This window comes from Agrobacterium rosae (assembly GCF_002915175.1).
Taxonomy (GTDB): Bacteria; Pseudomonadota; Alphaproteobacteria; order Rhizobiales; family Rhizobiaceae; genus Agrobacterium; species Agrobacterium rosae.
Genome location: NZ_NXEJ01000008.1, coordinates 836,703 through 849,107, shown reverse-complemented (window position 1 = coordinate 849,107; position 12,405 = coordinate 836,703). Strand labels below are relative to the sequence as shown.

Genomic DNA, 12,405 nt, shown 5'->3' with positions numbered 1-12,405 from the left:
TGACGCTCTTAAAACACGGTGGGAAACGATATGAGTAAGATAACCCCTGGCAGGACTGCCTCAGCGCAAGTGATCGGTTCCGATTTACAATCTGAACGTCTTCGCTCCGCATGGCTGTTCCTGGCACCTACATTTTTGACACTGGCACTGGTTGCCGGTTGGCCGCTGGTCAGAACCGTCTGGTTCAGCCTGACCGACGCATCCCTGACCAATCTTGGCGATGCGCAGTTCGTTGGTTTGAAGAACTATCTCTCATGGATCACGCTCAGCAGTGGTCGCACGGTCTATCGCGGCCTGCTAGCAGACCCCGCCTGGTGGGGTGCAGTTTGGAACACGCTGAAATTCACGTTGATCTCGGTTTCCGTCGAAACCGTCTTCGGCCTGATCGTGGCGCTCGTTCTCAATGCGGAGTTCAAGGGGCGTGGCCTCGTTCGCGCCGCCATTCTTATTCCATGGGCCATTCCGACCATTGTTTCCGCCCGCATGTGGGCGTGGATGCTGAATGATCAGTTCGGCATTCTCAACGACATGATGCTGAATCTTGGTCTTATCTCACAAAAGATAGCCTGGACCGCCAATCCTGAAACGGCCATGACGGCGGTGTTGATCGTGGACGTCTGGAAGACCACGCCTTTCATGGCGCTGCTCATTCTGGCCGGGCTTCAGATGGTGCCGAAGGATATGTATGAGGCGGCCAAGGTGGATGGCATTCACCCCATCAAGGTTTTCTGGCGCGTGACCCTTCCGATGATCCGCCCGGCACTGATGGTTGCGATCATCTTCCGCATGCTGGATGCCATGCGCGTTTTCGACCTCATCTATGTGCTGACGCCCAACAATTCCCAGACCAGAACCATGTCGGTTCTTGCCCGCGAAAACCTGTTCGACTTCGATAAATTCGCTTATGGCGCAGCCGCATCCACCATGCTGTTCCTCATCATCGCATCTGTCACCGTCATTTACATGTGGCTTGGCCGGGTCAACACGGATGGAGGAGCACGATGACAGCCTCTGATGTTATCAAGACAACGGCGTTCTACGCCCTCGTCGCCATTATCGTCATCATCGCGGTCTTTCCGTTCTATTACGCGATCATAACCAGTTTCAAAACCGGAACGGCGCTGTTCGAGATCAACTATCTGCCCACGGCAATGTCGTTCAGCAATTACAGCGACGTGCTGGGCAATGACAGCTTTCTGCGCAATCTCGGCAATTCTCTGCTGGTTGCATCCTGCGTCGTGGCGCTATCACTGTTTCTTGCCGTGACAGCCGCTTACGCCTTGGCACGTGTGCGGTTCAGGGGCCGTTCGCTGCTGTTGCTGACGATCCTGTCGGTATCGATGTTTCCGCAGATTGCGGTTCTGGCGGGCCTGTTCGAGCTGATCCGCTGGGCTGGCGTTTTCAATACGCCGTTTGCGCTGATCTTCTCCTATATGATCTTCACGCTGCCGTTCACGGTGTGGGTTCTGACGACCTTCATGCGGGATCTGCCTGTCGAAATCGAGGAAGCGGCGATTGTCGATGGCGCATCGCCGTGGGTCATCATCACGCAGGTCTTCATGCCTTTGATGTGGCCAGCCTTGGTGACCACGGGTTTGCTGGCCTTCATCGCGGCATGGAACGAGTTCCTGTTTGCCTTGACCTTCACCTCGTCCAATGAGCAGCGCACGGTGCCGGTGGCCATCGCGCTTCTGTCCGGCAGCTCTCAATTTGAAATTCCATGGGGAACGATCATGGCGGCCTCCGTCATCGTTACCGTACCCCTCGTCATCCTCGTTCTGATCTTCCAGCGGCGCATCATTTCCGGCCTCACGGCTGGTGGCGTCAAAGGTTAGGAGACCCATTCATGACCAGCATACAATTGCGCGATATCCGTAAATCCTTCGGTGCCTTCGACGTTATCAAGGGCATCGACATGGAGATCAAATCCGGTGAGTTCATGGTTTTCGTCGGGCCATCCGGTTGCGGCAAATCCACCCTGCTCCGCCTCATTTGCGGCCTGGAAGAAATTACCGGCGGCGAGCTTTCCTTCGAAGGCCAAGTGGTCAACCGGCTGACGCCCGCCAACCGCGGCGTGGCCATGGTTTTCCAGTCCTATGCGCTTTATCCGCATATGACGGTTTTCGAGAACATGGCCTTTGGTCTGAAGCTCGCGGGTTCCACGAAAGACGAGCGCCGTAAGCGCGTCGAGGCGGCAGCGGAAATGCTGCAACTGACGCCCTATCTTCAACGTCTGCCCAAGCAGCTCTCCGGCGGACAGCGCCAACGCGTCGCCATTGGCCGCGCCATCGTGCGTGATCCGAAGGTGTTTCTATTCGATGAACCGCTCTCCAACCTCGATGCCGCACTGCGCGTGGCAACGCGTCTCGAAATAGCCAAATTGAACCGCAGTATGCCTGACACGACAATGATCTATGTTACCCATGATCAGGTGGAGGCCATGACGCTGGCAGACAGAATTTGCGTGTTGCGTGATGGCCGTGTGGAACAGGTCGGTACACCGTTGGAGCTTTATGAAACACCGGTCAATACCTTCGTGGCGGGCTTCATCGGCTCTCCGCAGATGAATTTCCTGACCGGCAAACATGCCGACACCTACGGCGCTCACACCATCGGCATCCGCCCGGAACACATCGTTGCCGGAGACGGTGCGAATGGCTGGACGGGCGACATCGTGCATGCGGAAATGCTGGGTTCCGACAGCTACATCTATGTGGATATCGGTGCTGGGCAACCTGTTGTCGTGCGTGAAGACGGCGTTTCCAACCGGCAGACGGGCCATAAGCTGACGATCGCGCCGCTGCCAGAGCACATTCATCGTTTCGACGCGCAAGGCAACGCTCTGCCGAAAACCCAAATGCGCGCCGCCTGATACAATCGAGACCCCTCTTCACCGGCAGTCCTCTCAAGTGCCGGATCATCAAGGAGCATACATATGACTATCAATACCGTCGTCTGGGGCGAAAACATCCACGAGCACATAAACGAGACCGTTCGTTCGATCTATCCCAACGGCATGCACACCACGATTGCCGATGCTTTGAACAAGACACCCGAGATCAATGCCACGACCGCTACGCTTCAGGAGCCTGAACACGGGCTTTCGCAGGAGCGGTTGGACAAGACCGATGTTCTGGTCTGGTGGGGTCACAAGGACCACGGTGCCGTTCAGGACGAGATCGTCGAGCGTGTTGCCAAGCGCGTCTGGGAAGGCATGGGCCTGATCGTTCTGCATTCCGGCCATTTCTCCAAGCCGTTCAAGCGTTTGATGGGAACGCCATGCGCGCTGAAATGGCGTGAGGCGGGCGAGCGTGAGCGCCTGTGGAACATCAATCCCCGCCACCCGATCACGGCTGGATTGCCGGAGTCCTTCGAACTGGAAAACGAGGAAATGTACGGCGAGCAGTTTTCCGTACCTGAACCGCTGGAAACCGTGTTCATATCCTGGTTCCAGGGTGGTGAGGTGTTCCGCTCCGGCCTGACATGGCGTCGCGGTGCTGGCAACATTTTCTATTTCCGCCCAGGCCATGAGACCTACCCGACCTATCACGATGCCAATGTGCAAAAGGTGATCAGCAACTCCGTCAAGTGGGCTTATAACCCCGCAGGCGCGTTGACCAGCATCCACGAGGCACCGAACGTTCCCGTCGACAAGGCACCGGAGAAAATCGAAGAGCGCGGCCCGAAACTCCACGCGGCTGGCGAAGCAGGTTACAGGTAATCGATATGAGACTTCTTATTCTTGGTACTGGCGGCATGGCCAACACCCATGCCATGCATTTTTCACAGATTTCCGGCGTCGAGCTCGTCGGCGCGGTGGATGTGGACGATGTCATCGTGCGGGCTTTTGCGGCACGCCACAACATCGGAACCACCTTCACATCGCTGGATGATGCAATTGCATGGGGTGAATTCGACGCGGTGGCCAATGTCACCCCGGACTCGATCCATCACCCGACCACGCTGAAGCTGCTGGCCGCAGGCAAGCATGTGTTTTGCGAAAAACCCTTGGCGGAAACCTACGCCAAGGCAGCTGAAATGGCAGACGCTGCGGAAAAATCCGGCCTCGTCGCCATGGTCAACCTGACCTACCGAAATGTGGCACCGTTGCAGGCTGCACGGCAGATGGTCACCGAAGGCAAGATAGGCAAGTTGCGGCATCTGGAGGCGTCTTACCTCCAGAGCTGGCTGGTCTCCAAGGCATGGGGTGACTGGATGACGGAGAGCAAATGGCTCTGGCGTCTGTCGACCAAGCACGGGTCGAACGGCGTGCTCGGTGATGTCGGTATTCACATCCTCGATTTCGCGTCCTATGGTGCGGGCAGCGATGTGGAGCGCATTTTCACGCGCCTGAAGACCTTCGACAAATATGAAGGCAACAGGATCGACGTCTATGACCTCGATGCCAATGACAGCTTCACCATGACGGCTGAACTCGAGAACGGTGCGATGGGCGTGATCCACGCCAGCCGTTGGGCGACCGGCCACCTGAACGAGCTTCGCCTTCGCCTGCATGGAGACAAGGGCGCTTTGGAAGTGATCCATACGCCGGAATACTCCACGCTTCGTGGTTGCCTAGGCGAGGATGTGGAAAAAGCCGTCTGGAGAGACATCGAAGTCGATGATGTCGAAACCAACTATCAGAAATTCGCCAAGGCGGTGATGGAAGGCGGACAGGCTGACCCGAATTTCCGCCACGCCGCCAACCTGCAAAAGGTGCTGGATCTTTCCATCGTCACCGACCGGGAGAGACGAGAGATTGCAGTCTCGAACTGATTTAGCTTTCTGATCATAACAAAAAAGGCGGTCTTTATGGCCGCCTTTTCTATTGGTAGCGTCACCTAAAATGAGTGCAGTGCAGCATTGAGAATATGCTTGCCTAGAAATGATAATATGACTTTAATGGCGATAGTATCAGTTTGCAGGTTTAGTATGCGCTCCAGCGTGAGTTCCTCTCCAAGCTAACAAAGACGGTTCCCCGCGCCCTGCCGCGCGGCCTTTTCCGTCGAACAATCATACGCCAAGTAAAGGGAAGAGCAGTGAAAATCGCCATCGTAGGATGCGGATCACGTCACAAGATGTTCCGCGATTCCGTTACCGAAGACTATTCGGACAAGCATGAGATCGTAGCACTGTGCGACAGCAACGCCCACCGGTTGGGTGAGGCTGCAAAGGCGATATCCAAGCCGGGCACGAATGGTGTTCCGACCTATCTTGCGGAAAATTTCGATCAGCTGATTGCCGAGCAGAAGCCGGATACGGTGGTGGTCGCAACTCCTGACTTTCTGCATTCGGAGTATATTGTCCGGGCTTTCGAGGCGGGTTGCGATGTCATCTGCGAAAAGCCGCTAACGATCGACATGTCGCGACTGAAGCAGATCGTGGATGCGCAAGCACGCACCGGTCGCAAGGTCATGGTCACCTTCAATTACCGCTATTCCCCTGCCCGCACACAGATAAAGGAAATGCTGACCTCAGGTGTCATCGGCACCGTGACGGCCGTCGACTTCCGCTGGCATCTGGACCGGGTGCATGGTGCCGATTACTTCCGGCGCTGGCATCGACACAAGGAAAACTCTGGCGGGCTGCTGGTTCATAAATCCACCCACCATTTCGACCTTCTCAACTGGTGGCTGGCTTCCGCCCCGACAGATGTGTTCGCCTCCGGCCAACGCGCATTTTACCGGCCAGAAACAGCGGTGGAACTCGGTTTGCAAGATCACGGCCCACGATGTGCTGACTGTCCCGTGGCGGAGAGATGTGCGTTTCGCCTCGATCTCTCCGCCGACGAACAGTTGCGCGCCCTTTATCTGGATGCCGAAGATGAGGACGGCTATTTCCGCGACCGCTGCGTGTTCGATGCGGATATTGGCATAGAGGACACCATGCAGGCGCATATTCGGTACGCATCCGGCGTCACCGCCAACTATACGCTGACGGCCTATTCACCCTGGGAAGGTCTGGAAATTCGCTTTCAGGGCACGAAGGGCGAAATTACCCACAAGCACATCGAGGTGCATGGCGTGTTTGGCGGGGTGCGCGATCATGCAGACGAAGAGGCAATCACCACCGAACTGCATCTGGCCGGTGAAAAGCCGAGGATGATCGAAGTTCCCAAGGCAACGGGGAATCACGGGGGTGCCGACCCGGTCATGCTGGGCTACATCTTTGCCCCTGAGACCATGGAGCCGGATCGTTTCAACCGCGCCTCGGACCACGTCTCAGGGGCATGGTCCATTCTGACAGGCATTGCAGCCAATGCCTCTATCGAGACTGGATCAGTGGTGAACATTCAGTCGATGCTGAGATCACGCGACATTCGAATTTAAAAGGGTGCTAAAAAGGAAAAAGCCTGCCGCGGGAGGAGGTGCGGCAGGCTTTAAACTTGATCAGCAACTGGGAGGAGGAGTGCTGCTGATCCACATCTCGCGACGCTGGGAGGAGGAGTGCGCCGCTTCGATGATTTGAATATAGCGCTCCTGAAAAAATTAAACAGAGCAAGTCTCGCAATGCAGCAATGCATTATTGCATGGCTCAGCAATGACTGCCTCGTTTTTCATCACATTCTCATATGCTGATCACTGCGTATCGCGATGGACCTGAAAGCCAGCAAAGGACTGGTTGACCGGCATCAGCTCGATGCTGTTGATGTTGATATGCTTCGGCTGCGACGCGACCCAGTGGATCGTATTGGCGATATCCTCAGAAACAATCGGCTTTACCCCCTTGTAGAGGTTATCGGATGCTTCCTGATTGCCGCCGGTGCGCACGACGGTGAATTCCGTTTCGCACATGCCTGGCTCTATCGAGGTGACGCGGACGCCTTTGCCGTGCATATCTGACCGCAGACCGAGAGAAAACTGGCGCAGAAATGCTTTGGTTGCCGCATAGACATTGCCGCCAGCATAGGGCCAGTGGGCGGCGACAGACGACATGTTGATGACCATACCGCGACGCTCGATCAGCACTGGTAGAACGTGATGCGTGATATTGAGCAGGCCGGTGATGTTCGTGTTGACCATGGTGTGCCAATCCTTGAGCGGCACCTGCGGCGCGGGGCCTGTGCCAAGTGCAAGACCAGCATTGTTGACGAGGACGTCGATATCCCTGAATTCGGCGGGAAGCGCTTCGAATTCCAAACGCATTGCCTCCTCATCGATGATGTCGAACACCATGCCGTGAAAGGCTGATCCAAGTTCCGCACCCAGTTCCGCCAAACGATCCGCACGGCGGCCCGTGCCGATGACCTTCCACCCATCCTTTGCAAATAGTCTGGCTGTCGCCTTTCCAAATCCGGATGTTGCACCGGTGATGAGAATTGTACCGCTCATGTGATTGTCTCCGCTTTATCGATCTGTCTTTTAAAGAAGTGCTTTCGCCGCCTGCGCTAAGCACTCTTTGAAGGCCGCAAGGTCGGTATAAATTGCATCCGCGGGCGCGTTACCGACCACGACAACGCCACCGCGCCGGATGATACCGCCGTGCAGCATGAGGTTATCGGCCATATCGAAGTTCTCGATGGAGAGGCCATCGGCACCTCTGTAACGGCCCGTTTCATCCTGATTGGCAACACCGCCATTATAGCCCACAATGCGGGTGAAATGATTGGCGGCGACATTCGTATAGGCAAAGACGGGCTTGCCCAGCGCGCACATGAAGCCCAGCTCAAAACTGGTACCAGTATCCGCAGCGATGCCCCTGAACGGCGTGAGGTTGGCAATGACGGCATCCGCCTCGATCATCATCTGCTCATCGACCGCGTTGATGTTGCAGCCATGGCCGATTTTCGTATCAGCAGGCGGAATTTCTAGATCGCCAGGAGAAAGCGGAACAAACCCGGCTTCGCGGGCAAGAGCCGCCTTCGCATCGAGCATTTCACGGGCATTCGACAAAAACACTTCCGGCCCGGCGAGATAAATTTTGACTGGCATGAGTATGCGGCACTTTTCAAAAGAGAAACATTCTCACCAACTTAACCCCTCGTTCAACCGCTATGCAAGGCCATGACGAGGGTAGAAAAGCAGCATGAGCCGGTATCGCTGATACGCATGATCAGCTATAGCCGCCGCAACAGTTTACCGATGGAGACAGGAATGGCCGCGACGATCCGTTACCATGAAGGCGATATTTCGCTGAGTGATGCAGCCCGTTACACCGGCGCGATCGCCATCGATACCGAAACGCTCGGCCTCGTTCCACGCCGCGACCGGCTTTGCGTGGTTCAGTTGTCACCCGGAGACGGAAGTGCGGATGTCATCCGCATCGCTTCTGGACAAAAAGTGGCTCCGAACCTCGTCGCAATGCTGGAAGATCCTGCACGCCAGAAGATATTCCATTACGGCAGGTTCGACATCGCGGTCCTTTTCCACACATTCGGCGTGACCTCCAACCCGGTATTCTGCACCAAGATCGCCTCGCGCCTGTGCCGCACCTATACGGACCGCCACGGGTTGAAGGACAATCTGAAGGAAATGCTGGAGGTGGATATCTCCAAGGCACAACAGTCTTCCGATTGGGCGGCTGAAAAGCTGTCGGCGGCGCAACTGGAATATGCGGCATCCGACGTACTTTATCTGCACGCGCTGCGCGACAAGCTGACCGCACGCCTCATTCGCGACGGACGCTACGAGCATGCCGAAGCCTGCTTCGCATTTCTGCCAACCCGATCCAAGCTGGATCTGCTCGGCTGGGACGCTACGGATATTTTCGCGCATAGCTGACGCCAGGCGGCGCGCACCAAATCTATGGTTAGCAGATCATTAATCTTTGAGGACCATTCTTCACTGAGATGATTCGGTGCATTTTCATGCAACTGGACAACCACATTGGCGTTAGAGCCGAGTACCGTGCTGCATGAGCGGTCGGGAATAACACCTGCGTCGTGACCATCGCCCAGCCGAAATCCGGGTCGATCCAACGGCGATTTGTGCTGGCACCCACCGCCGACACCTGTCGCCAAGAAGGGAGCGCACCATGCTGCCACCTGTCAGCGCCGTCACCGCGGTCGATGTGTCCGTTTCAACGTCTACACCACGCCAGGATGTGGTCATCGCGTCCGTTGCGCCGACAACGGCTTCGCAGACAGAACCGGCCGACGTCGTCAATCTGGCGTCTGGCACCGGTATACGTGCTGTTTCCGGCGAGCTTCAACTGTCCGATAACGTCAATGTCCTTGCGGAGACGCTGGGCAAGCTCTTGAACATTGCCCGCATGGATGGGGAGGCAGCAGACGCCTATGTGAACCGTCTCGTAGCAAACATTCAAACGCTGCCGGCAGACCAGAAGGCGACATTGGAAAAGGCGCTTGGCAGCATCTTGCGCGGCATCAGTCTCGATGCACTGTCCAATCTCCTGAAAAGCTCGGCAGGGCCTGAAGCCGCACGGCTCGCCATCATGTTCGAACTGTCACGTTCTAGCGCGTCTGCGCGCGCGCCGAAGCCGTCGATCACGCCTTATTTGCAGGATATCTTGCCGGACAGCCCGGTTATCAGCCAGATCAAGGCCGCCAATCCAGCGTCCCCTGCCAGTGCGACTGCGAACAAAACGCTACCGGCCATCGAAGCCGAAATTTCTCCGTTAGCCCAGCTAAAGTTGGGCCCAGCTGTCGACAGGCAACCAGCAACTACGGCTGCGGGCAACGCCTCCTTGCCACCGGCGCAAAACACTATTGCATCTGATAATGTTGCGATAACCGCGAAAGCAGCGTCATCGCCTACTGATCGAAATGTTGCGCAGGCAAAATCTGCCACATCAGCCGTCGCACCGTTAGCGAACCCCAGCCCTGCGGCCAGCATTGGCAGAGTGCCCCTCGACATCATAAAGACGGCGCTGATGGAGGCGTTTACCACATCTAACGCGGTGAAGCCGCCGTCGGCGGAGTTGGAGCAACCCATCGGACCTTTGCCCGCGAAGCCAATCGACCGCCCGCCCATTTCCGCCATCGCCACTGATTTTGCAGGGGCAACACCCAAGGAGATGGAAAATCTTCTTCTTGCCGTGGTTCTCGCAAAGCTACCGTCCCGTGGCGAGGTTTCGATACCGGAGGCCATGCCGCAACCTGGCGCACATGTGAAAAGCGAACATGCTGTGAAATCGCAGATTGCGCATCCGCCTGTTTCACCAGCAAACATTGAGGCAGGGGAGCATGACACCGCCCTTGCCAATGGGCGTCCAGACATTGCGGCCATGCAACGAGTGGCAGTTGCCGAGGACATAAAGGCCGCGATACTGGATCAACCAGCCTTGCAGGCCGCTGTGGCGGCGATGATTTCCAAAGAAGGAACAGGTTTGCCTTTCGTCAGCTACCCCTTTGCCAAGGACGAGGACGAATCGGACGCTCCTCACCGTGGACGCTGGCCTTCCTCGGAGGGTGAGGCTGAAGAGGGTGACGATGGCAAACAGCCAGACGATGGGGCCGCCCAGGAAGAACGCACCGCCGCCAATGATGAAGTGATCGATCACTCCCTATCGGAAGGTGCCAATGATGATGGTGCCGCTGGCAATGCGGAATCCTATTATCTCAGGATGAGCGGTATTTCCTGATATTTTCAGTTTTTGAACTCAAAGAAAAACCCGCCGGATCGCTCCGGCGGGTTTCTTATTTCAGATGATCTGGACGATTACTCGCCGCGGTTCTTTAGAGCCGCGCCAAGGATGTCGCCGAGCGAAGCGCCAGAGTCGGACGAACCGAACTGTGCAACTGCTTCCTTCTCTTCTGCGATTTCCAGAGCCTTGATCGAAAGCATAACCTTGCGATCCTTCTTGGAGAAGTTGACGACGCGGGCGTCGAGAACCTGGCCAACCGAGAAACGCTCAGGGCGCTGATCGTCACGATCGCGGGCCAGGTCGTTGCGGCGGATGAAGGATGTGAGGTCCTCGTGGGCTACGAGCTTCACTTCGATGCCGCCTTCGTTCACGCCGATAACTTCAGCGGAAACAACAGCGTTCTTGCGCAGTTCGCCAGTCGTTGCGGCGTCGCCAACAGCGTCCTTGCCGAGCTGCTTGATGCCGAGCGAGATGCGTTCCTTTTCGACGTCAACGTCAAGAACAACAGCCTTTACGGTATCGCCCTTGTTGTATTCTTCAATGACCTGTTCGCCTGGACGGTTCCAATCGAGATCGGACAGGTGGACCATGCCGTCAACGTCGCCTTCGAGACCAATGAACAGGCCGAATTCGGTCTTGTTCTTGACTTCGCCTTCGACTTCAGTGCCGGCCGGATGGCTGAACGCAAATGCCTGCCATGGGTTTTCAAGCGTCTGCTTGAGGCCCAGCGAAATACGACGCTTGGAGGGATCAACTTCGAGAACAACAACGTCGACGTCCTGTGTTGTGGACAGGATCTTGCCGGGGTGTACGTTCTTCTTGGTCCAGGACATTTCGGAGATGTGGATCAGGCCTTCGATGCCTGGCTCCAGCTCAACGAATGCACCGTAGTCAGTGATGTTCGTGACCGTACCGGAGATCTTCTTGCCAACTGGATACTTGGCGGAGATGCCATCCCAAGGATCAGACTCAAGCTGCTTCATGCCGAGCGAGATACGGTGGGTTTCCTGGTTGATACGGATGATCTGAACCTTGACCGACTGGCCAATGTTGAGGATTTCCGAAGGGTGGTTGACGCGGCGCCAAGCCATATCCGTGACGTGCAGCAGGCCATCGATGCCGCCGAGGTCAACGAACGCACCGTAATCGGTGATGTTCTTGACGACGCCGTCAACAACCTGGCCTTCTTCGAGGTTCTGAACGATTTCAGAACGCTGCTCGGCGCGGGACTCTTCGAGAACCGTACGACGCGATACAACGATGTTGCCGCGACGCTTGTCCATCTTGAGGATTTCAAACGGCTGTGGGTTGTGCATCAGCGGTGTAACGTCGCGGATCGGACGAATGTCGACCTGCGAACGTGGAAGGAACGCAACAGCGCCATCCAGATCGACGGTGAAGCCACCCTTGACCTGGTTGAAGATAACGCCTTCGACGCGTTCGCCAGCTTCGAACTTTGCTTCGAGCTTGACCCAGCTCTCTTCGCGGCGAGCCTTTTCGCGCGACAGAACGGCTTCGCCCAGAGCATTTTCAATACGCTCAACGTAAACTTCGACTTCGTCGCCGACCTTCAGGCCGCCGTCTTTAGAACGTGCACCGAATTCCTTGAGCGCGATGCGGCCTTCAACCTTGAGGCCGACGTCGACGATCGCAACGTCCTTTTCAATCGCCGTGACGATACCTTTGGCTACATAGCCTTCAGCAAGGTCGTTGGACGAAAAAGACTCTTCCAGCAGGGCTGCGAAATCGTCGCGCGTGGGGGTAGCTACTGACATTCAATCTCCTGAGAGTGTTCACGAGTGAACACAAAGCGCCGGGGGTTCGCGTTGATCATTCCCAAAATCCATGCCCGCCTCTTAC

11 protein-coding genes are annotated in these 12,405 nt (G+C 56.4%); 8 read left to right on the top strand and 3 right to left on the bottom strand.

The window, feature by feature from the left end; all coding sequences use genetic code 11:
* Positions 1-30 precede the first annotated feature (30 nt).
* The 6 genes from CPJ18_RS19655 to CPJ18_RS19630 all read left to right on the top strand — a co-directional run bounded on the left by CPJ18_RS19655 (position 31) and on the right by CPJ18_RS19630 (position 6,329).
* Positions 31-1,005 (top strand): carbohydrate ABC transporter permease, encoded by a 975-nt coding sequence (locus CPJ18_RS19655; RefSeq protein ID WP_077102744.1) that lies wholly within the window; start codon positions 31-33, stop codon positions 1,003-1,005.
* Positions 1,002-1,835 carry a carbohydrate ABC transporter permease gene (locus CPJ18_RS19650; RefSeq protein ID WP_077118568.1) on the top strand — a complete coding sequence of 278 codons (834 nt, stop codon included), beginning with the start codon at positions 1,002-1,004 and terminating at the stop codon, positions 1,833-1,835. The genes CPJ18_RS19655 and CPJ18_RS19650 overlap by 4 nt, the downstream gene beginning before the upstream one ends.
* An 11-nt stretch (positions 1,836-1,846) precedes the next feature.
* Positions 1,847-2,872 (top strand): ABC transporter ATP-binding protein, encoded by a 1,026-nt coding sequence (locus CPJ18_RS19645; RefSeq protein ID WP_077118566.1) that lies wholly within the window; start codon positions 1,847-1,849, stop codon positions 2,870-2,872.
* A gap of 63 nt (positions 2,873-2,935) precedes the next feature.
* Complete coding sequence (locus tag CPJ18_RS19640; RefSeq protein ID WP_077102738.1) at positions 2,936-3,721, top strand: ThuA domain-containing protein; 786 nt, start codon at positions 2,936-2,938, stop codon at positions 3,719-3,721.
* A gap of 5 nt (positions 3,722-3,726) precedes the next feature.
* On the top strand, positions 3,727-4,776 hold the full coding sequence (locus CPJ18_RS19635; protein WP_077118565.1) for a Gfo/Idh/MocA family protein: 1,050 nt from the start codon (positions 3,727-3,729) through the stop codon (positions 4,774-4,776).
* A 263-nt stretch (positions 4,777-5,039) separates the two neighbouring features.
* The gene (locus tag CPJ18_RS19630) at positions 5,040-6,329 is read left to right on the top strand and encodes a Gfo/Idh/MocA family protein (RefSeq protein WP_077102734.1); all 1,290 of its coding nucleotides are present in this window, start codon (positions 5,040-5,042) and stop codon (positions 6,327-6,329) included.
* A gap of 249 nt (positions 6,330-6,578) precedes the next feature.
* On the opposite strand, the gene CPJ18_RS19620 is transcribed toward CPJ18_RS19630, so the two are convergent.
* Together CPJ18_RS19620 and CPJ18_RS19615 are read right to left on the bottom strand one after the other, a co-directional pair.
* Positions 6,579-7,331, bottom strand: a complete 753-nt coding sequence (locus tag CPJ18_RS19620) for an SDR family oxidoreductase (protein WP_077102732.1) — start codon at positions 7,329-7,331, stop codon at positions 6,579-6,581.
* 30 nt (positions 7,332-7,361) lie between these two features.
* Positions 7,362-7,931 (bottom strand): nucleoside 2-deoxyribosyltransferase, encoded by a 570-nt coding sequence (locus CPJ18_RS19615; RefSeq protein WP_077102730.1) that lies wholly within the window; start codon positions 7,929-7,931, stop codon positions 7,362-7,364.
* A gap of 162 nt (positions 7,932-8,093) precedes the next feature.
* Between CPJ18_RS19615 and CPJ18_RS19610 the strand changes: the two genes are divergently transcribed.
* Complete coding sequence (locus tag CPJ18_RS19610; RefSeq protein WP_077102728.1) at positions 8,094-8,720, top strand: ribonuclease D; 627 nt, start codon at positions 8,094-8,096, stop codon at positions 8,718-8,720.
* A 253-nt stretch (positions 8,721-8,973) separates the two neighbouring features.
* Positions 8,974-10,542, top strand: coding sequence for a hypothetical protein (locus tag CPJ18_RS19605; RefSeq protein WP_077118563.1), 1,569 nt, complete (start codon positions 8,974-8,976; stop codon positions 10,540-10,542).
* Positions 10,543-10,619: 77 nt separating this feature from the next.
* Here the strand turns inward: CPJ18_RS19605 and rpsA are convergent, their stop codons facing one another.
* Entirely contained in the window at positions 10,620-12,320 is a 1,701-nt protein-coding gene (gene rpsA / locus CPJ18_RS19600) for a 30S ribosomal protein S1 (protein WP_077102724.1), read from the bottom strand.
* Positions 12,321-12,405: the final 85 nt, after the last annotated feature.